23 protein-coding genes are annotated in these 23,423 nt (G+C 40.8%); 13 read left to right on the top strand and 10 right to left on the bottom strand.

All coding sequences use genetic code 11. The annotated features are described in order from the left end of the window. The first annotated feature begins 182 nt into the window (after window positions 1–182). On the top strand, window positions 183–2,144 hold the full coding sequence (locus G628_RS0100585) for an ABC-F family ATP-binding cassette domain-containing protein (protein WP_027208214.1): 1,962 nt from the start codon (window positions 183–185) through the stop codon (window positions 2,142–2,144). Between the two features lie 63 nt (window positions 2,145–2,207). Here the strand turns inward: G628_RS0100585 and G628_RS0100580 are convergent, their stop codons facing one another. The 3 genes from G628_RS0100580 to truA all read right to left on the bottom strand — a co-directional run bounded on the left by G628_RS0100580 (window position 2,208) and on the right by truA (window position 6,509). After that, a complete protein-coding gene (locus G628_RS0100580; RefSeq protein ID WP_027208213.1) occupies window positions 2,208–4,007 on the bottom strand; it encodes an ArnT family glycosyltransferase in 1,800 nt (599 codons plus the stop codon). A 35-nt stretch (window positions 4,008–4,042) separates the two neighbouring features. Then, a complete protein-coding gene (locus G628_RS0100575; protein ID WP_026655252.1) occupies window positions 4,043–5,662 on the bottom strand; it encodes a DUF5722 domain-containing protein in 1,620 nt (539 codons plus the stop codon). Window positions 5,663–5,759: 97 nt separating this feature from the next. Beyond that, window positions 5,760–6,509 (bottom strand): tRNA pseudouridine(38-40) synthase TruA, encoded by a 750-nt coding sequence (gene truA, locus G628_RS0100570; protein ID WP_027208212.1) that lies wholly within the window; start codon window positions 6,507–6,509, stop codon window positions 5,760–5,762. Between the two features lie 100 nt (window positions 6,510–6,609). Between truA and G628_RS0100565 the strand changes: the two genes are divergently transcribed. Next, window positions 6,610–7,149, top strand: a complete 540-nt coding sequence (locus tag G628_RS0100565; protein ID WP_026655254.1) for a QueT transporter family protein — start codon at window positions 6,610–6,612, stop codon at window positions 7,147–7,149. A gap of 93 nt (window positions 7,150–7,242) precedes the next feature. Here the strand turns inward: G628_RS0100565 and G628_RS0100560 are convergent, their stop codons facing one another. Next, window positions 7,243–7,566 carry a hypothetical protein gene (locus G628_RS0100560; RefSeq protein ID WP_027208211.1) on the bottom strand — a complete coding sequence of 108 codons (324 nt, stop codon included), beginning with the start codon at window positions 7,564–7,566 and terminating at the stop codon, window positions 7,243–7,245. Continuing rightward, window positions 7,559–7,846 (bottom strand): type II toxin-antitoxin system Phd/YefM family antitoxin, encoded by a 288-nt coding sequence (locus G628_RS0100555; RefSeq protein ID WP_034462014.1) that lies wholly within the window; start codon window positions 7,844–7,846, stop codon window positions 7,559–7,561. Before G628_RS0100555 ends, G628_RS0100560 begins: the two co-directional genes overlap by 8 nt. Before the next feature lie 253 nt (window positions 7,847–8,099). Here G628_RS0100555 and G628_RS0100550 point away from each other — a divergent pair, with 253 nt between their 5' ends. From G628_RS0100550 to G628_RS0100525, 6 genes are read left to right on the top strand one after another with little or no spacing between them, the layout of a single operon-like run. After that, window positions 8,100–8,723 carry a hypothetical protein gene (locus G628_RS0100550; protein ID WP_026655258.1) on the top strand — a complete coding sequence of 208 codons (624 nt, stop codon included), beginning with the start codon at window positions 8,100–8,102 and terminating at the stop codon, window positions 8,721–8,723. Between the two features lie 39 nt (window positions 8,724–8,762). Then, window positions 8,763–9,434, top strand: coding sequence for a hypothetical protein (locus tag G628_RS0100545; RefSeq protein ID WP_155833740.1), 672 nt, complete (start codon window positions 8,763–8,765; stop codon window positions 9,432–9,434). A gap of 43 nt (window positions 9,435–9,477) precedes the next feature. Further along, the gene (locus G628_RS0100540) at window positions 9,478–10,011 is read left to right on the top strand and encodes a hypothetical protein (protein WP_026655260.1); all 534 of its coding nucleotides are present in this window, start codon (window positions 9,478–9,480) and stop codon (window positions 10,009–10,011) included. Between the two features lie 26 nt (window positions 10,012–10,037). After that, window positions 10,038–10,733 carry a hypothetical protein gene (locus tag G628_RS0100535; protein ID WP_027208209.1) on the top strand — a complete coding sequence of 232 codons (696 nt, stop codon included), beginning with the start codon at window positions 10,038–10,040 and terminating at the stop codon, window positions 10,731–10,733. Between the two features lie 42 nt (window positions 10,734–10,775). After that, on the top strand, window positions 10,776–12,158 hold the full coding sequence (locus G628_RS0100530) for a hypothetical protein (RefSeq protein WP_027208208.1): 1,383 nt from the start codon (window positions 10,776–10,778) through the stop codon (window positions 12,156–12,158). Between the two features lie 41 nt (window positions 12,159–12,199). Next, window positions 12,200–12,394 (top strand): hypothetical protein, encoded by a 195-nt coding sequence (locus G628_RS0100525; protein WP_027208207.1) that lies wholly within the window; start codon window positions 12,200–12,202, stop codon window positions 12,392–12,394. 83 nt (window positions 12,395–12,477) lie between these two features. On the opposite strand, the gene G628_RS0100520 is transcribed toward G628_RS0100525, so the two are convergent. The 4 genes from G628_RS0100520 to G628_RS17805 form a co-directional block, all read right to left on the bottom strand. Then, window positions 12,478–14,889, bottom strand: a complete 2,412-nt coding sequence (locus tag G628_RS0100520; protein WP_027208206.1) for a glycoside hydrolase family 3 protein — start codon at window positions 14,887–14,889, stop codon at window positions 12,478–12,480. 22 nt (window positions 14,890–14,911) lie between these two features. Next, window positions 14,912–16,672: a nicotinamide-nucleotide amidohydrolase family protein gene (locus G628_RS17810; RefSeq protein ID WP_051198923.1), complete on the bottom strand. Its 1,761-nt coding sequence runs from the start codon at window positions 16,670–16,672 to the stop codon at window positions 14,912–14,914. 198 nt (window positions 16,673–16,870) lie between these two features. Then, window positions 16,871–17,551 carry a DNA alkylation repair protein gene (locus G628_RS0100510; protein WP_027208205.1) on the bottom strand — a complete coding sequence of 227 codons (681 nt, stop codon included), beginning with the start codon at window positions 17,549–17,551 and terminating at the stop codon, window positions 16,871–16,873. A gap of 174 nt (window positions 17,552–17,725) precedes the next feature. Then, window positions 17,726–18,529, bottom strand: a complete 804-nt coding sequence (locus G628_RS17805) for a CPBP family intramembrane glutamic endopeptidase (RefSeq protein WP_051198922.1) — start codon at window positions 18,527–18,529, stop codon at window positions 17,726–17,728. A gap of 213 nt (window positions 18,530–18,742) precedes the next feature. On the opposite strand from G628_RS17805, the gene G628_RS0100500 reads away from it, so the two are divergent. From G628_RS0100500 to G628_RS0100480, 5 genes are read left to right on the top strand one after another with little or no spacing between them, the layout of a single operon-like run. Further along, the gene (locus G628_RS0100500) at window positions 18,743–19,114 is read left to right on the top strand and encodes a GntR family transcriptional regulator (RefSeq protein ID WP_026655267.1); all 372 of its coding nucleotides are present in this window, start codon (window positions 18,743–18,745) and stop codon (window positions 19,112–19,114) included. Window positions 19,115–19,132: 18 nt separating this feature from the next. Further along, complete coding sequence (locus G628_RS0100495) at window positions 19,133–20,050, top strand: ATP-binding cassette domain-containing protein (RefSeq protein WP_027208204.1); 918 nt, start codon at window positions 19,133–19,135, stop codon at window positions 20,048–20,050. A gap of 16 nt (window positions 20,051–20,066) precedes the next feature. After that, window positions 20,067–20,735, top strand: coding sequence for a hypothetical protein (locus G628_RS0100490; protein ID WP_026655269.1), 669 nt, complete (start codon window positions 20,067–20,069; stop codon window positions 20,733–20,735). Between the two features lies 1 nt (window position 20,736). After that, window positions 20,737–21,423, top strand: coding sequence for a hypothetical protein (locus G628_RS0100485; RefSeq protein ID WP_027208203.1), 687 nt, complete (start codon window positions 20,737–20,739; stop codon window positions 21,421–21,423). A 45-nt stretch (window positions 21,424–21,468) separates the two neighbouring features. Next, window positions 21,469–22,137 carry a hypothetical protein gene (locus G628_RS0100480; protein ID WP_027208202.1) on the top strand — a complete coding sequence of 223 codons (669 nt, stop codon included), beginning with the start codon at window positions 21,469–21,471 and terminating at the stop codon, window positions 22,135–22,137. Between the two features lie 827 nt (window positions 22,138–22,964). On the opposite strand, the gene G628_RS0100470 is transcribed toward G628_RS0100480, so the two are convergent. Continuing rightward, on the bottom strand, window positions 22,965–23,180 hold the full coding sequence (locus G628_RS0100470; protein WP_027208200.1) for a hypothetical protein: 216 nt from the start codon (window positions 23,178–23,180) through the stop codon (window positions 22,965–22,967). Window positions 23,181–23,423 lie beyond the last annotated feature (243 nt).

The following is a 23,423-nucleotide window of genomic DNA, read 5'->3' as shown; positions in this document are numbered from 1 at the left end:
TATTCTTAAATATCTTGATACGAATTGCTGTTATTTCTCAGAAAACCTCATGGTTCTGCAAACAACTATATTTTATCACCTGTCATGCTCGCAATAAACAGCGAATTCAAGCATACCTTTTCATATCGCCGCGCGCATGCTAAAATGTGGTGTTGCAAAAAGTAGTTTTTTGGAGACAGATCATGATTTTATCAGTACATAATATAAATAAGAGCTTTGACGGAAAGGACATCTTAAGAGATGCTTCTTTTCATATTGAAAATAATGAGAAGGCTGCCATCGTCGGGATCAACGGCGCCGGAAAGACAACCCTTCTTAAGATAATTATCGGACAACTTGCGGCAGACAGCGGTGACGTAACATTTTCCAAGGATGTCACATGGGGCTATCTTGCACAGAACCAGAACGTTCAGACAGAGAATACCATCTTTGAAGAACTCATGGAGGTAAAAAAGCACGTAATCGAGCTCGAGGAAAATATCAGGGCCGCCGAGGAAGAAATGAAGCACGTCACAGGTGACGAGCTCACACGCCTTATGGACAGATACACATTTATGAACGAACAGTTCCAGAGGATGTCCGGTTATTCATGGCAGAGCGAAGTTACAGGTGTCGCAAAGGGTCTCGGATTTTCGGAAGATGAACTCAATAAAAGAATCTCTACCCTTTCGGGTGGACAAAAGACAAGAGTTGCTCTGGGTAAGCTTCTTCTCAGCTCCCCGGATCTTATCATCCTCGACGAACCCACAAACCACCTAGATATGACTTCGATCAGATGGCTTGAGAACTACCTTCTCAATTATAAAGGAGCCGTACTCATCGTATCCCACGACAGATATTTCCTTGATAAGATCGTAGGAAAAGTCATAGAAGTTGAGAACACGCTCGTTTCAAGCTTTGTAGGTAACTACAGCGCTTACTCCGTCAAGAAAGAACAAAAAAGACTTGCACAGTGGAGCGCGTACATGAAACAACAGCAAGAGATCAAGCATCAGGAAGAAGTAATCGCCAAGTTAAAATCTTTTAACCGCGAGAAATCCATAAAGCGCGCCGAAAGCCGCGAAAAGATGCTGGATAAGGTTGTGCGTCTCGATAAACCCATAACGATTGACGACAGCATGAAAATTTCTCTTAAACCTTCATGCGAAAGCGGAAAAGATGTCCTTGAGGCAGATAATCTTTCAAAATCATTCGGAAGTCAGGAGCTCTTTTCCAATATAAGTTTCGAGATCAAAAAGGGCGAGCACGTTGCGATCATCGGCGACAACGGAACTGGTAAGACCACTCTCCTTAAGATGATCAACGGACTTGAGAGCATAGACAGCGGTAAGATCACGCTCGGAACCAAGGTCGAGATAGGCTACTACGATCAGGAGCACCACGTACTTAACGATAACAAGACTTTGTTTGACGAGCTTCAGGATGCATATCCTTCTCTTAACAATACAGAGATCAGGAATACTCTCGCAGCATTTCTTTTTACCGGCGATGATGTATTTAAGCGCATTGGCGACCTTTCGGGTGGAGAAAAAGGAAGAGTCAGCCTTGCAAAGCTTATGCTCTCCGACGCTAACTTCCTTATCCTCGACGAGCCCACAAACCATCTTGATATAACAAGTAAGGAAATCCTTGAATCTGCTATTTCAGGCTATGAGGGAACTGTTCTCTATGTTAGCCACGACAGATATTTCATAAATAAGACAGCGACCAGAATCCTTGACCTCACACGTAAGAGCATGGTCAATTACATCGGAAACTACGACTACTACATCGAGCATGTCGAGGAAAAGATGCAGAACACTTTCGGAACATCAGATACGGGCACAAGTTCAATCGGCGCTCCCGCAGCCTCATCTTCCGCTCCTTCAGCAGCTACGGCGCAGTCATCCGGAAGTAACGATTACAAAGCTCAAAAAGAAGCCAAGGCAAGAAGGAAAAAGATTGAGGCCGCGCTCAAAAAGTGTGAAGAAGACATCGCAAAGCTTGAATCAAGAGACAATGAGATCACCGAGCTCATCTCCGATCCCGCTGTCGGTTCAGACCTTGCAAAGCTCAGAAAGCTCTCCGACGAGCAGACCGAGATACAAGAAAAGCTCTCCGCACTCTATGATGAGTGGGAAGAACTTTCATCTGAGGAAATCTAAAAAATAAACATAGCAAAACTGCTCCAAGGCTATGCCAAGGAGCAGTTCTATTTTTAAACACGCTCATTCGCCGGAACCATATACCACTGAATATCTTCCAAAGTTTTCTACTGTACAGTCCGTAGCTCCGTTAATAGCCTCCAGCTCCGAACTTCCAAGTATAAGCACCGCATCTTTACCGGCATAACTAGCATAATCTTCGGGAAGGCCGAACTTGAAATTCCCGAAACTCTCGGCAACTCTGAATTCATCCGTTTCATCTTTGTATACTACGGTATCTGCAAACTTTACCGGATTGTAGTCCGTATAATAAAGAGCAAGAACAAACGGTGCGGACAAATTCTCATAAGTTGAATAAATCTCTGTATCATCCCCTGCTATCTCGTAAGCTCTCTTAGCCGCTTCGCCATATCCCGGCATGAAAAGATCCGAAGTCCTATCATTAAATCCGCCAAAATAATCTTTTATAAACAGTCCCGCAGCAAGAACAATAACCGTCATCACAGCATATGCACCAACTGCACGTCTGTCCCATATAAAAGAAACTCCCTTTACAAGAAAATATATGAGTGGAAGGAATATCATTACCATCCTGCTTACATCCGATCTGATTCCGATTGCCAGCAGAACGCATGAAATTAAAAGCGTCACAAACACCGCATCCATCGCCGATCTCTTATCTTGATCAGTTGCGCTTTCGCTTTTTCTTGTATCTTCCATTCTTTCTTTATTTTCAGAAGCCATATTTTCAGATGTTTTATTTACAATATCTTTTTTGCCCCAAAAGTCTCCAAGAAAGATTCCCAGGAAAGTTATAGGGAACGTAAACTCAAAAAGAGTCGCATAGCCCGGAATGAAATGGCACAACATCTCATTGTTGTCGCCTATCGTAAGCGTAATGATAAGCTGCCTGATATTCTGCCAAAGCGCTCCGGGAAGACTTGAGTCAAGACGAAGGAATACTTCATCCGACCTTGAAGCGGTAAACTTATTAAACGAAAAGCTGTCCGTCACTATCTCGGGAAGTCCGAGGTAATTTACCGCATAGAAAACAAGGAGCGGTGCAAAAACAATGACAAACGTTAGCACAGCCATAAAAAGCTGCTTTATACTTATAATCTTTTTCCTCAGGCAATAAATGCTGATAAGAAGCAAATGAACGGGAACCACTATCGTCGCAGAGCCGTAGCTGTACATACATACCGCGTATGATGCGGCGCTAAGGCAGTAAATATATGTCTTTCCGGTCTTTATCCCGAGTATAAAAAGATATACGGAAAGCCCGAGTGTAAATGGCATTATGTTGCTGTCCAGACTCCACCTTGAAAGTATGATGTGCCAGGGACACAGCGCAAGAAACGCAGCTCCAAAGAGAGATTTTTTATAAGATAAAGTGATTTCTTTTAATATCAGATAGAAAATATAAACCGTGGCGATTCCGAGAATTGCGGGAAGGAGTCTGAGCTTCACGACACCTGTTCCAAACAATTTGATCGTAAGAACGTTTATATAGATCATAAGAGGGCTTCCGCCACCGCACCCCCATGTTATCGGATATATCGGGTATGCGAACCCATTTCTGTCAACGCCGTATTTTGCGATTGCGAAGGCATCATAGCCAAGAGAAGCCTCATCCTGCTGAAGTCCGGCAGGTACGCTTCCAAGCCCTATAAGCCGCAATGCTGCCGCAAAAAGAATTATCCCAATAAGAATAATATGCGCTGTTTTTGCGGAAATATCCGCTGTTTTTTTATCAGTATCTAAATCTGTATTCTTGCCCTTCTTGTAAATAAGAACGGCTGCTGCGCCTATAAAAGCGCAGGCAGCCGTAGCTATATAATTGTAGTAATCAATTATTCTCATATTCGATTTCCCATACCGATCATTTCATTTTATGATTATCTTGCAAACATAGCAGCATTCCAGTCAGCGATTCCGGCATTTGCGGCAGCTCTTTGAATATAAGCTCCGGCGTTGGGACTGCTCATTTGCTGATAGAACTCAAAAGCAAGTTTTCTTGATCCGTCCTGGCCTGTAAGTCCGACAGAAAGTCCGTCGGCAACCTCAACAGGATAATCCGTCTGTCTGTTAAAGACGATCATATTGATATATCGGTTTGTCATAGCTCTCTGATATGCATAAACAATAGCCGATGCCTGTTCTTCCTGTCCCTGAGTGGATGTATATCCAACTTCCGTAAGAAGTATAGGTCTTACCGCACCCTTAGTGTTACGCATCGCAGGCTGGCACATATAATCCGTAAGCTGCTCTATATTCTGCATAGACATATAAGGTGTGTCGATATCATGTCTTACCATTGCCGCTGCAGCCTCGTTCTTAGGTGACCAGAACGCTGTCCATACCATGGGATAATTGTAAGGGTGCTCTGCAAGCGCCCAGTCGAAATTACCCTGTGCAACAATGCACGCGTTCATCGCCTCTATAAGGCTTCTTGCCGAGAAATATGAAGGTGTGTTCTTATAAGTCCAGTTATGATCAAAGCTTGCACAAACATGTGCATTGGCATTTTTGCTTTTTATAGCATTGTAGCACACTCTTAGCTCATCGGCATAGAGCTGTGCATACAACATCTCATCGGAAACATTCGCAATATTCCACTCATTCTTGGCATTTACTTCATTCCCGATTACCCAGTTATCTACCTGTCCAAATCCGTTCTGTCCGTTATATCTGTATGCAAGATATGTAACTACGGCTTCGAGGTTCTCAAGTCCCACATCATCCGATGTGTTCATCATGTAATAACGTGAATGCGCACCCCTTGAATAAGGAGAGATCATGAACTCTTCACCCGGAACATAAGGATTCAAAAGAACTATCGTAACGCCCATTCCCTGCTGTGTACATGTTCTTACAGCATGGTCGTACTGACTTAAATATGATGAATCATAGTTGTAAGTCTTTCCGTTATACTCAAAAACAACGCCTCCGTTGCCGCCTATGATATCTTCAAGATTAATATTGTACGCAGCCTGCTGAACTCCGAGCTGGGTAGCCTCTGTATTTCCGTTACCGATCTTTGCTCCGTCAAGGATAAGACCTTTTTTACCGTTGTTTTTTCTCTTGGGAGATGATTTGGCAAGCACCTCGGGATTGGTTATATAGCGGGTTCCCGAAACAGGAACGAACACGCCTCCCGAAAGCACTGCAACCTGAAACTTGTCATATAACTTACACTGAGTAGTTTTATAATCAAGCGGAAAAGAAAAAGTAACCGCCGAATTCATCGGAACTGACGCCACAGGTGCTCCCGCAGGTTCGTTCTGATAAACTTTCTCTGCGAAAAGATATAACATACCGTTATCGCTCTGAGGCATCGCCTGAACAGAAGCGGTAACCGTTACTTTTTCGCCGTCATTGTTGATACTTGCCGATGTGATCGCTACAGATCCGTTTCCCTCCGCCTTAGCGTAGAGCGTAGCAAAAGAAAAGACGCTTAGTGCCGCTAACGCAGAAAGCGCAGTACGTGTTAGTGCAGAATAGATTTTGTTTGTCATTAGTGTCCCCTCATATTAAAATTTTGATAAACAATAATACTATATTATGCTAAAACCTATGCACTTATCAACGTATTTTTACTAAATTTAGTTATTTTTAATAGTCTACTTTCATAAGACATAATCCGAGCGGAGGCGCCGTCGGTCCCGCCTTCTGCCTGTCGCATGACTCCAAAATCTCTTTTACCTCGGAAGGCGCTATATTGCCGTATCCGACTTCAAGCAAAGTTCCCGTAAGTATGCGGACCATGTTCTGCAAAAAGCCGTTTCCGTGAAAATAAAGCCTTATGTAGTTTCCGCTCTCTTCTATCTTTATGGAATCGACACATCTGACCGTGGACTTCTTCATGCGGTTGTTTCCGCAAAAACTCTTAAAGTCATGCGTTCCCTCAAGGATTGCAGCAGCCTTTCTCATCTTATCCGCATCAGGCTTTTTCTCCAATACGGTCACGTATTTTCTGTCAAAAACAGGCTTGGAAGGGCCATACCAACAGGTATAACGATATGTCTTTCCAAGTGCGTTATATCTTGAGTGAAATCTGTCCGAACAGATCTTAACGTCATTTATGCTTATATCCTCAGGGAGATACTTATTCATATACTCACGTATCTCATCTTCCGTCATATTGGTATCAAGAGCGGTATTTGCAGTCATTGCCCTGGCATGCACGCCGGCATCCGTCCTGCCCGCACCAATTAGATTGATCGTTCCCTCAGGGAGATTTACCATCTTATTAAGAACACTCTCAAGCTTGCCCTGTATAGTCATATCCTTACCGGGCTGCCTCTCCCATCCGTGAAATCTGGTACCGTCATAACTAATCAAGAACTTGTAGTTTCTGCTCATATATTCCGCAATCCCCCTGTCATTTTTTCCAAAAGATGATAGTATTATTATGTCAGTTCGAGACCTTCCTGACAATAAACAAAACTAAAGGAGAATTCAATTGAATAACAAAAAGACTCTATTTATCACTCATGCTGCCGCAATCGCAGCTCTTTACGTTGTGCTTACGCACTTTGCAAACATGCTTGGTCTTGCAAATTACGCGATCCAGGTACGTTTTTCGGAGGCACTTACAATTCTGCCTTTCTTCACACCCGCCGCAATTCCGGGACTTTTCATCGGATGTATAATCGCAAACATAACAACAGGCTGCATGCTGCTCGACATCATTTTCGGCTCAATCGCAACGCTTCTCGGTGCACTCGGAACTTACTTCATTGCACACGGGTTAAAAAAGACATCAGCCCCCGACTTCTATAGCACAAGCAAACTCAGGACATGGCTCACCCCACTTCCTCCCATCATAGCAAACACACTCATCGTTCCTTTCGTACTCATTCACGTGTACCAGCTCGAAGGAACTCTTCCATACTTCATGCTCACAGTATGCATCGGCGAAGTCATCTCATGCTTCATCCTTGGCATGATCTTACTCTTTGCCCTCAACAAAAGAAAAAGCGCCATCTTCAAAACCAACTGATCCAAACTCCCCTCATAGTAAAAGGGGCGGGCTGCACTTACTATATAGAATAAAAAATCCCGATACCATTCAGTATAGGGATTTTTTATATAATCATAATAATGAATATCTGCTGATAACTCCATATAATTCTTGGCGATCATCAATGATAAGATGTAATGTGACTCTCTTTCGTAAATAATCAACTGTATATATAACATAATTATGAGGAATCACCAATACTTTGTATCCTTTTCTGGAAAGTGCCGGAAATTTGTCACTGCCTATTTCCGGATTTGATAATTGAGAAATATGCTCCTCAATCATTTTTAAACTTTCGTCCATTACCTCATAATCAAATTTTTTTGCAATCATAATTGCAATTTCTAAAAGCGATTCTTCGAATGTATCTGTCTTCTCAATAGCAAAATCACTCATTGAGATTCATACCTTTTACCTTGTCTCTTATTCTGTCAAACATTCCCTCGATAGGAGCAACTCTATCATTTCTGAGGTCATTTTCTGACTGAGCCAGCAGTTCATACAATCTCAATTCATTCTTCAACCGCTTATAATCTTCATAGCTTAAAGACACGGTATCACCTTTACCATTTACAGTAATAATAACCGCCTCTCCATTTTCTCGACATTGTCTTGAAATCTCGTTATAATGATTTCGCAGATCAGCAGATGGTCTAATATCTTCTCGAAATATCATAATTATCGCCTCCGTAGACAAATTGTATCATAATATGTATATCTCATCAATAATGTCTGCGTAACCACATAAGATAATACTTTTCTCACTAATTCTGCTTTCATTCTGCTATTCCTCCAATTTCTATAATTTCATCCGCATAATACTATCAGGCTATTGACATCCAAAAAGTATTGTGCTATAAGTGTACTAGTATCACTAATACACGTAACACGTGTATTTGTTTTAACAGGAATTGAGGAGAATGTCTATTATGAAAAAAAGAAATTTATCAGCAATTATCATTGCATCATCAGTTATGATGCTTACACTTGCAGGATGCGGTGTTACAGCAGAATCGGATGCGGGAGTTTCAAAAGGATCTGAAGCAGAAGTTTCAGCCGAAGCTAAAGCAGATGCTCCCGAAGCAACTGAAGACGAAGGCGACTACACTGACGGAGCCATTGCCAATAAGCCTAGTAATCCCGATGCTGCAGATTTATCTTTTGAATATAACGGAACCACAATATCTATTACCGACGCCCCTGATAAAATCAAGTCTGCTCTCGGCAAACCAAGTAATGAAGAGGAAGCTCCAAACAGCGACGATCCTGCAGACAGGATGTATACATACGGTACCGATCCCGATACTATCGACCTTACAGTAATCGCCGGAAAGACAGACGCAATAATAATCTATGATTCCGCTATTAAGACATCAAGAGGAATATCAATAGGAAGCACCGATAAAGATGTTATTGCCGCTTATGGTGAAGCTGAGGCGACCAAGCTTGACGGCATAAATGATATCGAGTATAACTTCGACGGTTACACACTTACATTCTTTTTAGATAAAAACAGTAAAGTTGATGCAATCGGATTCATTAACGAAAACTAATAACCAGTTTCATAAAGATAAGTTTAAACCAGAGGAAAAATGATGAAGAGAAGAACAAGTTTTTTATTGATATTTGTTATAGCACTTGCACTCGTAGGATGTGGCGTAACTTCACCCGACAGCGTTTCTGCTGCCGAAGAAGCATCTGCCATCGAAGTTATCGCTGACAAAGCCGAAACTATGAATGCCACTAAAGCAACTACAGTTAATGAAAAAAGTTCGGACGAAATACCCGTTGAGCCTGAAAAGATCACCAATTCAGAAGATGCAGTTTTTGAATATAACGGAAATACAGTCTCTATTCTCGATGATACCCAAACAGTCCTTGCAGCTCTTGGTACGCCCACAAGCAGCGAACCTTCAGCATACAATAATTCTGAGACCTACCTCTTCGGAACAGATCCCGACATCATTGAGTACTCTGCCTTTAAACTAAGCAACGGCACCGAAGCCCCTGACTATATTCTTGTCCATGATAAAAGTATTAAGACCTCAAAGGGAATAAGTATCGGAAATACTGAAAAAGAAATAATATCAGCCTATGGAAAGCCCAGTGAGATTGCTGATTTTCCCGAGGTAAATATATACGATCTTGATTATGATATGGGAAGTTTTTCAATAACTTTCAGCCTGGATAACGACAAAAAACTTACATCCTTCTCATACTTAAACAACGATAACGGCAACAAGTACAGCTGTGCGCTCAATTAAAAAAGCAGTATTATCTTAGTTAATGCAATGAGGAGACCCTATCATGAGTAAACGAATCGTAACATCAATCATTTCAATATCTGCAATAGTCCTAACACTTATGGGCTGCGGCAACATTTCAGACACCGCTTCAAGCGCTGCCACACTTTCGTCTCAACCACAGACCAAAGAAAAGAACTTAGCCGATGCAGCTTTTGAATATAAGGGAAATATGCTTTCTCTTTTCGACGATCCGAATACAGTCATTGATATATTAAGTACATGTGATACCGGAGAGGTCTCTACCTACCTCCACTTCAACAAAGAATACTTCGATGGTTATCACTCTCCTACCATTGATTATACTATGTCAAACGATGCGACATTTATGTACACCATATCCGACGAAAGCGTGCGTACTTCAAACGGCATAAGTATAGGAAGCACCCAGGACGAAGTCATCGCCGCCTACGACAATGCCGGTGAGCGAATCGGGAACTGGATTCTTTGTGATTTTGAAGATTACTACATCATCTTCTATTTTGATGATGATGATAAGGTTTACAAGATTGAATATGTAATAAATGACACCAAATAAAACCATGAAAAACGGAGGAAAACAACATGAAAAAAAGTTCGACATTACCTATCCTTTTGGCGGCATCTATTATTCTTTCGCTTATGGGATGTAGTGCTCCATCATCTGATGCTTCCGAAGCAGAAGGCGAGTTGCAGCTTTCCGAAGTAGCTCCCGAAGAGACCGGAGAAGCCGGCGAAACAGAAGAAACTACTTCAGCTGAAAGTGAAGAAACCACAGATTCAAGCGCATCGGAAAACGGAGACGCCATCACTGAAACAACAGTCACCGTGAACGGCAAAGCCGTTTCAGTTCTTAACGACGCAGAAAAAACATTGGCAGACCTTGGCACCCCTTCAGATAAAGACATCGAGTTTTGGGGAGAAACAATGCCTATATACAAATTTGACTCCGGCGTTAGTCTGTCAACTTATGTTAAAGACGGAAAAGAATATGCATACAAGATGAACATAAACAAAGAAGGCATAAATACAGCCCGTAATATAGGCATTGGAAGTACAAAAGAAGAAATGATCGCTGCTTACGGCGAACCGTTTGGAGACAAGGAAGAATATGAGCGCGGTGACGGAATCAAGGGCAAAATGAATTGGTATGAATTCGATTCATATTCTATATCCTTCGGAATCGAGAACGGCAAGGTAGGTTTTTACTCTTTTACTAATAAAGCAAATAATGAAACCTTCAGTAACCTGGTTGAAGCACAAGTAATGTCAGGCACATAAGGTTACTCATAAATTATTACCAAAATGAAAAGGAGAAGCACCATGAAGAGACACACAACAGCAGCAGCCCTTTTGGCATCTGCAATGATGTTATCGCTTGTAGGCTGCGACGGAACATCAATGAGCGCTACTGAGGGAAGCAGTGAAATGGAAATGACTGAGGAAGCAAAGAGAGAAATCGCAAAGGCTGAGATGGTTGCCGGTGAAGACGCTTCTTCCAACGCATCTTCTGCAGAAGCAGCAACTGCAGCTTCATCAGAAACATCTTCAGCAACAGCCGCATCTTCTGAGGTATCAGACGCAGCTACTACTGCTTCATCAACCGATAAGTCCGAGGCCAAAACAGATGCCGCAGCTACCGCAACCTCACAGCAAACCCAGACAAAACTTGCTGAGAACGAGATTATTTATAACGGTAAGGTTCTTTCAGTATTGGACGATTCAGCAAAAACACTTGCCGATCTCGGAACTTACGAAGACAAAAAGACCTATTCCCTCAACGAATATAACTATTCTTATGATTCAGGAAACATCCACTACTCTACCTATCTAAGTGAGGGCAAGGAACTTCCGCTCAGCCTTTCCGTATATAACAGGAAAGATATAAAGACATCCCGCAATGCAGGTGTCGGAGACACAGTTGATCAAATAACATCTTTATATGGAAAGCCTGTTGAGAAGGGATATTTTGAAGGCGGTACCGGCACAGAATACAGTTATAAATATAAGTTCGATAAATTCAGCTTATACTTCTGCTTTAGCGAAAAGACCGATAAGGTAGCATGGTTTGCATTTGATCACAATGCCAACGTAGATAAGTCCAATAAAGAGGCTTTGGCTAACGAAAAAGCCAATACCGCAGCGGCAACCACTTCTACTACACCTGCTGCCCCTGAAGAAAACAAGGCTACCGCATCTTCTAACACAGCTAATAAGGGCGACGTCAAGGATTATCAGTTTACTTATAACGGAAACGTTGTATCCATAATGGATAGCTTTGATGCGGTGAATAAAGCAATGGGCGGATATGTTCCTGCAGATTCAAATATACAGAGCCTGCAATCCTATTATGCATATGGCAAAAATCAGGCAGTCGGTATGATATGTAGAAGTGATTTCGGAACAGAAACTCCTATTACAATATCCACACGTGTAGCAGGAATGACAACCGCACGTAATATCAAGGTTGGAAGCTCCAAGGAAGAACTTATCGCCGCTTACGGAACTCCTAACGGCAAACACAACCAGGTATTTGACGGTCCTACAGGAAGAGAATTGACAGAAGAAGAATATATTGCCTATTTCGGTGAATCATTCGTCTATGAGCTTGGTGATGTCAGAATCAGTTTTTCCGTCGAAAACGGAAAGGTTGCTTCTATCGAGTATCAGAATAATGTAAATTACAAAAAGTTCCAGTGGAGCTAAACAGTTCTAAATAAAAACATAATAGAGAAAAGAGAGAAAAGATGAAAAGGGATAAAATAAAAGCTTTTTTATTTACTTCTGCTATTGTATTTACACTTATAGGATGCGGCAACAGCGCCGAGAATTCATATGTTGACCCATCCGCTGATAATTCTGCAAGCGTTTCATCTACGAACGAGGCGTCCGACGATGCCGCTCCAACAGAAGCTACCGAAAGTTCAGGCGAAACAAAATAAAAACTGCATGTTAAACCCCCACTAAGAAAAAAGGACTAAAGAGTCATATCTCTTTAGTCCTTTTCATATTGTTCTATTAAATATCAATCAAATTTAAGCAGTGTTTTCAGCACTCTCTTGGCACTTATACGAATGTTCTCTTCGCTTACGGCGCCGAGTTCAAGTGCTTCCTTGACTCTCTCAGGGAATCCTGTTGCCATCTTAAGGTCATTACCTGCGTTGATCTCTTTATAGTGCTCTCCTCTTGTCCACCAGTCGGACATAACAAGTCCTGTATATCCCCACTCCTCGCGAAGGATACCTGTTATAAGGTCTCTGCACTCAGAAGCTCTTTCGCCGTTAACCACATTGTAAGATGACATTATGGTGTAAGGCTGCTCTTCTTTTACGATCATCTCAAAAGGCTTTAAATAGATTTCTCTTAGCGCTCTTTCAGATACTCTTGAATCGCAGTGCTTTCTGTTGATCTCCTTGTTATTGCAAGCAAAGTGCTTAACACAAGCACCGACATGATTCTTCTGAATTCCGCGCACCATGGCTGCTGCCATCTTACCTGTAAGGTAAGGATCTTCCGAATAATATTCGAAATTTCTTCCGCACATGGGATTTCTGTGTATATTGATCGCAGGTGTAAGCCATACGCAGAGGTTATTCTCTTTAAGCTCTTCTCCGCCTGCTCTTCCCACTTCTTCAGCGATTTCTTTGTTCCATGTACATGCAATTGAAGTAGCACATGGGAATGCCGTAGTCCTGATTCCGGTCTCAGGCATGATACGAACACCTGCAGGTCCGTCAGCTGTCATTGCATTTGGAATGCCGTATTCGTCCATATTACCAAAACCGAATACATTGGCAACACCTGTGTTGGGCTGGCCTCCCAGAAGCTCTATCATATCATTTACAGAAAGCTGTTCCATAAATTCATCAAGACTTATCTTGCCTTCCGCAACATCTGAAAGCTGCTTGGCCCCCTCTATCAACGGCATTGTGTAATAATGTCTCTTAAGTCCTTTTTCAGTAGGAGCAAGCGCTTCCTCCGTACCTGGCTCCATCTTCTCTATTACACTTTCATTCTTGTCAGGTTTCTCAAAAACAGGAAGTTCTTCATATGTTCCGTCGCCCAAAAGTCTCTTTTTAAGCGCTGCGGGAACAGCCTTGTGGCTTAAAGTACATACAACCTTATCAACAAAGTTCTCCCAGAAGAAAGATATCTTTGCCGCATCTCTTACATTGCTTCCAAGGTAGAATTCATATTTTCCCTTTTCAAGAACATAAGATGCATCACTGAACTTTCCGAGATCATCATAAGATGAAAGGCCGTATTCAGTGATCTTAAGTGTCATAAGCTGTGCCTCGCCGGGCTGAAGCTCTTTTGTCTTCTCGAAATCAACAAGGCTCTTTTTAGGTTTAAGAAGTTTGCCGGCAGGTGCCGAAACATAGAGCTGCACAACTTCTTTTCCTGCCACTCTTCCTGTATTTGTAACTTTTACATTGAAAATGATGGTGTCCTCTTTTTTGACGGCACCCAAAACTTCTATATCAAAAGTTGTATATGACAATCCGTATCCGAACGGATAGATAACTCTGTCGGAAGCTCCCTCGAAGGTCTCAAAAAATCTGTACCCAACATAGATATCTTCCGTGTAATCCACGTAATCAAAAGAATCGTGATATCCCTTTGTTGACGGATAATCATCAAGAGTTCCCGCAAATGTATCGGCAAGTCTTCCCGAAGGACAAATGTTTCCAAGAATAACGTCTGCTGCCGCAAGACCGCCTTCCATTCCGCCCTGTCCCATATAAACAGCCGCATCAATCCTGTCATTGCCCTCTATCCATCTGCAGTCCATAACACCGCCAATGTTGAGAACAACAACTACATTTTCAAAGATATCACATGCATTTTGGACAAGCTCTTTTTCCTCAAATGAAAGATAAAAATCTCCATCAGGGAAGATGACTTTCGATAAAGTTGTCATCTTAACTCCGGCAGGCCATGGATTAAACGTTTCGATGTCTCCGTCTATATCGCTTCGATCCCAACCTTCGCCTGAGAATCTGTTGATAACAACGATAGCTGTCTCGGAAAATCTTGTAGCATTCTTAAGAATAACGGAAGGGATAGTCGGTTCCTTGGTCATTCCCGGAACGCAGCCCTTCTTGTACTGCTTATCAAGTTCTTCCTTGTAGTATTCAATAATAGGCTCGTACACCTTGACACCGCGCATCTTAAGTCCGTCGTACAACGATCTTGTATATTCGCAGTAAACGTCTCCGGAACCTCCGCCGCCTTTAACGTACTCATATGACGCTTTACCAAGCAGAGCCACCTTCTCAACGTTTTTGAGAGGCAAAAGCCCATTGTTCTTTAAGAGAACAACACTTTCATCCGCAGCTTTTTTGGAAATACTGATATGTTCCTCGCTTCCCGTAACAGGCACCTTCCCGTTTAAAGGTAGCGCCGGCTGATATAAAAGTCTTGCCCATTTCTGCATTTTTTATGAATCCCTCCGTGAATTATTTGCCTATAATCTCTATTAATTTGTCCGCCACAAGTTCAGCGACGGCAAGCTTATACTCATATCTTGAGTGTTTCGGGGGTATATTCGCATGATAGCTTCTGTTTCCAAATTTGGAAGCAATCGCAAAATAAACCTCTCCCGGAACGCTGTCATCATTTGAAGGATCGGAATTTCCCATCGTTCCGGTTACTCCGATAGCAACATCCGCTTCATAGATTGCGCCTGCGGAGAATGCCATATCTTCGGCAGTCTCATAGGAATATACTCCGTACTTATCGATGGTTTCCTTAGGAACTCCGTGGAGAACCTTGGCTTCATTACTGTAAGTAATATAAGCGCCCTTCATTACGGCCGATGAGCCCTCTGTATCTGTTATAAGCGAAGCGATAAGCCCCGACGTACAACTTTCCATTGATGTAAAAGATAATCCTCTTTTGATAAGAGTCTCTGTTATCCTTCTGTATTTTGCCCTTACGGTATCTTCAGCTCTTACAACCACTGTTTCTTCTTTCTTCTCAGGTGCTGTATCCTTTGATTTTACATGTTCTGCTTCTTTTTTCTTAGCAGCTGCTGTCTCTTTAGGCTTTGAAACTACGGCCTGTTTAACTCTTGAATTCGAAGCCTCTTTAGGCTTTGAAACCACGGCTTCTTTTGCTCTCGAAGACGCTTTTTCCCTGGGTCTTGATTCAACCGACTCTTTTGCCCTTGACGATCTTCTCTCTCTCGGACTTGATTCAGGTTCTTCTTTACGTCTTGAAGCTCTGGAACTTCTTGAGCCGGATGTTCTTGTATCCTCTTCATCGTCATCGATATCATTATCGATATCATTATCGATGTCATTATCAACATCCATATCCATGTCCATATCAAAGTCTCTGTCTCTGCTTCTGCTCTTGCTCTTTCTCGAATCATTGCTCTTTCTCGAATCAGAGAATTTGATCTCATCGCCGCAGTGAACGTACTTTATCTTGTCCTTCAGAATCTTCTGCATCTCTTCAAACGGCTCAACGCCCGTGCAGTGACCTGTATAGAATACCGATTCGTACTCTGTGAGATCTTTTGCGATATTACGGATCTCCTTGATATCTTCTTTGGAGTATCCTCTGTCCCTTGCAGTGTGAAAACCACTTATTACCGCGTCGGGATCGCTCTTAAATATCGACACATACTTATCCATTATATTCTGAATACCGTGATGTGCACAGCCCGAAAATAATATTTTTTTACCTTCGGTTGAAACAACAAGGCACTGCTCATGAGCAAAATCATCCTCTACAAGCTCTCCGCCATCTTTTATAAAAAGAGTGCTGTTCGTCTGGGGGTTCTCATATCTGTCCCCTATATCGGAAAAGATAGTAAGCTCATCGTCAATTTTTGTTACGCCATCCTCTAAGATTTCCAATTGAGGAAGGTCTTTTACCTTTCTGCTAAGACCAATATATCTGGGTCTTCTTCCGCGCGACGTCGAGTAGAACTTCTGAAAAGCATGTTCACTTATATAAATCGTCGCAGTATCATTCAGATCTACAAATGAAAGGATACCGCCGCCATGGTCGTAATGACCGTGTGTGATAACAACAGTGTCCACATCCGCTAAATCTATTCCAAGCTGATCTGCATTCTCTACAAGAAGTCCGGATGCTCCGGTATCTACGAGAATCTTATGTTTCTTGGTCTCTACGTAGAAGCACAATCCATGCTCCGGTATGCAGTCATTTTTACCTGCAGTGTTTTCTATAATATTAATAATACGCATACACATTTCTCCTTAACTGCATATTATTGTATCATAAAGATTGATTTATTGCTTCATTCCGCACATATTTTATACTTCTGCACCATAAATGTGTACGATTTTCCACAAAATTTTACCGTTTCCGTTCGCGGGAACCCCCTATCCATCGGCATCTTCAAATTATTACGTGTTGTAAATTTTTTTTTAATTTACGCTTAATCAACAATTTCTGAGATAATCTTTCTGTTCTTTGGATATCCGATAGCTTTCAATCGCCTTTCTGACAGTCTTTTTCTTAACATCGGGATCAAGTTTATTGTCTCTTATGTACGGAAGCGCGTCGTCATAGCGAAAGCTGAGCGCAGTTGCAAAATACCACGCTATCATCATCTGAATGTAATATTCATCAGACCTGATCAACGATACTCTCTCAAGATATTCCGGTTTAAAATCCTCCTCAAGATAATGCTTCATAAGCATACCTATGCCGAATCGCACTGTATATGTCTTATCCGAATCGAGCCATTCGTATATCTTCTTTACAAGTTCATCTTTGTTTTTCTTAAATGCCGCCGGCAACATCTGATCGCAGGTTGCCCAGTTATCAACGTACGGAAGGAATTTTTCAACTTCAAAAACGCAGCTTTCATATTCTTTTATCCCGGATATTATGAAGGCATGGAGCTGGTTCTCGTCGTAATATCTGTGCGGAAGCTCCTGTAAAAAAGCCGTGCACCCTTCCTCATCTTTTGCAACCTCTTTTGCAAACTTCTTAAGCGCAGGAGTTCTCACGCCGAGCACCTTATCGGGATTGACTGTAGGAATTAGCTTTCTGTGAAATGCTGCGTACTTATCGTCTTTTAGTTCAAAGAGCCTTGCTCTTATCTCGTCTGTTGTCATATTTCCCTCCACATATCAGATTATATCCGATACGCATGCAAACAGTAAAGCGAGGATCATATAGTGACAGGCTATCCATTCTATATGTCCTCGCTTTTCCTTGGGGTATTTACATTTATTAGAGTGTGATCAGATTATTATGTTTTTATACCACCCCCTTTCAACAGCTATCGATTATTTCATCTTTCTTTTGCCAAACTCTCTGCGGAGCTGTATAAAAGCAATTACGGCACAAACAACCGTTACAGAAACAGCATATATTCCTTCGGAAAGTGTTATATCCTCTGTCGCTTTTTGTACCGCAAGTCCGGTATCCGAGTTAATGAAACAATCCCAAAACTCGGATGTAAAGTCAATAAGTCCGTGCAAAACAGAAACAACCCATATGCTATCCGTAATGTAGTACACGCAAGCCAGACAGCATCCGATTGCAATTGCATAGATAACCTGTGAAACAGTCGCGATAACCCTTGCAGGTGAAGATATAAGATTCGAAAAGTGCAAAAGTCCAAATACAATCGATGAGATAAGTATTGCTTTTACTATACCTTTTCTGCTTTCACCAAAACGATATCTGAAGGAGTTAAAAAGTGTACCTCTAAGCATTGATTCTTCAAACATTCCGGTTCCCATATTGCAAACAAATGCGAATATAAGTCTTGGAAGAGCCTTAACAAAAGAAATTTCAGGCTGCGAAAAGTCATCATAAAGATTAAGAACAACCAATGCCATAAGTGTTATTCCCGTACAAAAAACTCCTTTTGCAAATCCTTTACTTCTGAATCTAAAGTCAGTTCCGTATAACCTGTTTGCCAAAAATAGTCCCAATATAGCAATCAGATAGCGCGAAGCCGCTTGCAAAGTATCTTTTAATGTTTCATCACGAACAAAAATACTTGCCAATATTTCCGACGCCACAAATAAAAAGAATAATAAAAACGTTAAAAGTATTCCGTAGATAAATTTTTTTGTCTTCATTCTCAGATAGATCCCTTCATGTCATTTAATTTGTTGCTATACTATGTTTGTCGTAGTACGTCTGTAATAGTATTAATACTACGTCAGTCGTAATATGTCAATATGTTTTCGGAAATTTTGAATTTGACTTCTATGTGTTATTAGTGTATATATAACACATAAACAGTTTCATCTGAATCAATAACACTAACTGTATTTTTAATGAGGAATCATATGAAAATCTCACAGAATTCAGGTGTGCCAATCTACCAGCAGATTGCTGACTATTTCCGCGGTGAGGTACTTGAAGGGCGAATCGGTCAGGGTGAATACCTGCCATCGATACGGGGACTTGCCAAGGAACTTAAGATCAGCGTCATCACAACCATAAAGGCATATGAACAGCTTGAAAGCGAAGGGCTTGTAACAGCCGTCCAAGGAAAAGGTTATTACGTAAACGCCCAGGACACTGAAATGCTCAAAGAGCAGCATATTCGCAAGGTTGAAGACGCACTTCTTGATGCGATCAAATTTGCAAAGATCGCGAAGATGTCAGACAGCGAGCTTATCAGCACACTAAAGACATTGCAGAAATTGGATAATTAATAACGGAGGCATTAAGCTATGAAAGCAGAAGCAGTCATCTCATGTAAAAACATCAGTAAAAAATACCGTCATTTCGAGCTTAATATTGACAGTATCAATTTTCCCAAAGGATTCGCAACGGCACTTATCGGCGAAAACGGCGCAGGTAAAACTACTTTGCTCGAAATGATCGCAGGTATAAAGCAGGTTCATAAAGGCGAAATCACTTACTTTGGTAATTACACGGAAAAAGACAGGGAAAACGATCCTTACGTTAAAGAACACATCGGCTATACCGGTACCGACAAGCACTACTTCCTCCCCCACTGGACACTCAAGCAGACAAAAGAGATTCAGTCTGTATTGTTCGATAATTTCGACGGAGAAAAATACGATCAGATCTTAGAAGATCTTGCGGTAACAAGCAGCTCACGTTCGGGTAAAGACAAAAAAGTAAGTAGTCTCTCAGATGGAAACCGCATAAAACTCATGCTTGCAGGTGTTCTTGCAAGAGATACCAAGCTCCTTCTCATGGATGAGCCCGCTTCTCCGCTTGATCCGCTTATGAGAGAAAGACTGTGTTCAATGCTCCGTGAATACCTCGCTTCTTCAGAGGATAACGACAAATCGGTTATCTTCTCCACTCACAACATCTCTGACATGGAGAACGTGACAGACTATGCGATCATAATCGAAAACGGAACCGTTGTCGAACAGGGCTTCGTCGAAGACCTCAAGGAGAAATATGTATTTGTACGCGGTGAAAAGAAAGACGAAGAATCCGCAAAGCATATCCTTTATGACATAACTTCGAATACCTACGGTTATGAGGGTCTTTGCCTCAGCGAAAACATTGATAAGCTTGCAGGAATGGATGTAGAAACCTCTATCCCCACTCTTTCACAGCTTGCCGTCGGCATTATGCGTGCATACACAAAGCTTAAGTCACATAGCTGATCGGAGGAGTATATAAATGAAACATCTATCAAGAATGATAACTGCGCATAATTGCTTTTGCAGTTTTTTATATAACATTGCAATGCTTGTTGTTATGCCTGCTTTTCTTGTTCCTTTTGCATTGGTAATTATGTCATTTGACAACTATATGGGTATAGCAATCATGATGACGCTTCTTTCATTTTTTACCTTATTAGCTGACTATATGCCTTTTAACGGAATTACCGCAAAAGGATTTTTCCTTGGAATAATAAAAACATCAACTCACGTTGACAGCTTTATAAAGGACGCAATAATTGCAGACCAGATAAGAAGGTTTGTGCAGCTGACCATCCCTCCTACACTAAGCCTGATCATAGCCACAATAATATCAGCCAATAGTATAGATATGCGTTTGCCGGTGTTTGTCTCAACCATAATCTTTCTTGACTACAGCACTACGACAGGCATCATTACATTTACGAGAAATATTCTGTCAAATAATGTACACGCATATATATCACTACCGCTAACCGCAATAATTGGTGCGCTTAACGCATGCATGCTGTTCCTGTTTATTTATGATTCCATTCATATACCGTTTATTATATGGCTTCCGATAAGTTTTATTTTATCTGTAATAATCAGTATTTTGGTTTTTAATTACACAACAGATCGTTGCTTTTCTAACATCAAGGAGTATTGACATGAAAAAAGAAATAAAGAAAATAATAACTATTATAAAAGCCGCTCCACAATTAAAAACACGAATAATCAGTGCATTATTGTTCTTGATTGCAGGAATATGTTTCGAGATAACTGCAAAGACATCAAGTACATATAACATTCTGGGGTTATTTTATCTTTCCAACGTTACCGGACAAATATACCAGACCATAATGTCGGTTAGTTGCACCGGGCTTGGCCAAACCTCCTCATCAGCAAAAAAACTCCAAATTAGTTTTCCCTTTTATATAAAGCTACTTGTGAACAGTATCCTCTTTTTTATTGTTTCCTTTAACAGCGTTTATATTGCAAGTAAACCAGCGCTTGATATGTCTATAAAAGAAAACATCAGCTTACAATGCTTTTATATTCTAATGTTTAGCGCAATATGCTTCTTTTCATCCATATATGAAATTTTAAGTCATAAATTCTTTGGCCTTTCTCTTGTTTGTATGATATTATTTACATTTATTTTTATAACTATGATTTCTTATTCAATAATACATCCTCAATCTTTTTACAATATTACTAATCTCTCATTTCCAATCGCTATTACTTTAGGCTTTCTTATTCTAATAGCAGGTTCACTGCTCTCAACTCTTTTTGCAAACCTGCTATATAAATACCCTATATCCGCACATGTAATGAAGTTTAATAATAAAGTTTAAGGAAAAGACTAAAAAAATTGCCTTCTATCATCAAGGAGTATTGACATGAAAAAAGAAATAAAGAAAATAATAACTATTATAAAAGCCGCTCCACAATTAAAATCCCAGATTTTCATCGGAATATTTCTATTTGTCGGAGGAGTATTTTATGAGTTTTCTTCAGATTTAGGAAATACAGGTATAATTGGATTGTCAACTTGTGTATGCCTGATATATCAATCAATCATGATATCAAGCGGAAGCAGCATAGTTCAATCCTCGGCATCTGCAAAAAAACTCCAGACCCTATATCCATTCATTCTGCAAATGCCATTTCACATTATTATATTTGCGCTACTCTCCTGGCACAGAGTTTATCTTTCAAGTAAGCCAATACCCGATATGTCAGCAGATCGCATCTATGCTATACAATGCGGATTGATTATCTTGTATAGCATTGCGATATTTATCATTTCTATTTCTGAGATTATCACCCGAAAATTCTTTGTTTTCGGAGTAATTTGCATTTGTATTACTTATGCACCAATAATTTTATCAATCTGTTTTATTGGTATACGCGTGCCGTCATTACTATACAAACTTACCCTGACAAATTCTATCACCACAGGATTAGTGATAATAATATTTGGTTCACTGCTTTCAATCCTTCTAGCAAACCTGCTCTATAAGTACCCAATATCAGCTCATGTTATGAAGGCAAACAACAAAGCTTAGCAAATACCTCGCCGGCTTTTGATCAATTATGAAGTGAAATAATTTATGTACAAGAAACCCCAATCTCACCTTGTCATTAAGGAGCCACATGAAAAAAGAAATCCAAAAAATAATAACAATAATCAAAACTGATCCGCACTTAAAATCTCAGCTTATATTATCAGTAGTCGTGTTTTTACTAGGAATGATTGGCGAGCTCTTATCACATAGTAATTTATCAAACATGATATTCTTTACTAATTCCGCAATTTTCTTTTTTATGAGCATTGTGAACACAAGCGGATCAGGACTTGCGCAGTCATCACCGTCAGCCAAAAAACTCCAGACCGTATACCCCTTTTATATACAAATCCCCCTGTATATAATCACTTTTCTATTAATATCAATACACAGGTTATATATTGTAAGTAAGCCGTTACCGAATCTTTCTTTACAAGAAAGCTATGCAAAACACGGAACGCTCATTTTGGTTTTCAGTGTACTTTGCATCAATTGTATGTTGTATGGAATTTTATTTAGCAAACGCACACTATTGAGTATTATATTCATGGTAATCATATTTCTTCCAACAATCATCTTCACATCCATGCTAGATGAATTTTTTAAGATCAACATGAAAAGCGCAATAGCCATCGGTTTTCTGATAATGATAGCAGGCTCACTACTCTCGATTCTCGTTGCAAACCTGCTCTATAAATACCCGGTATCATATCATGTAATGACGGAAAACAACAAAGCATAGGCAGCAACTCTTTTCCCGTGCTATTCTGCTACCATTCATCATCTGTCCTATATAGGCAGTTCTTTTTTGCATTGTTATTCTGCCACTATTTATCAATGCCCCTATATAGGCAGTGCTTTTTTGCATTATCTTTCTGCCACTTTTCAACACCGGCCCTATATAGGCAGTGCTTTCTTGCATAATCATCCTGCCACTTTTCATCGCTTATCCTATATAGGCAGTAAATTCTTGCATAATCGTCCTGCCACTTTTCATCGCTCCCCGATATAGGCAGTAAATTCTTGCTAAATCGTCCTGCCACTTTTCATCGTTCTCCAATATAGGCAGTGCACTTTAATATAAAGCAATAAATCCCTGTCCACACTTGCATTTACCGCATAATGGACAGGAAAATGGCAGTAAATAGCTCTGTCTATATTTCCATTTACCGCATAATAGACAGGGTAAAGACAGCAAATAGCCCTGTCCATACTTGCATTTACCGCATAATAGACAGGGAAAAGACAGCAAATAGCCCTGTCTATTTTTCCATTTACCGCATAAT

Source organism: Butyrivibrio hungatei NK4A153 (genome assembly GCF_000424465.1).
Lineage (GTDB): Bacteria > Bacillota > Clostridia > Lachnospirales > Lachnospiraceae > Butyrivibrio > Butyrivibrio hungatei_A.
This window is presented reverse-complemented; position numbering and strand designations above follow the sequence as displayed.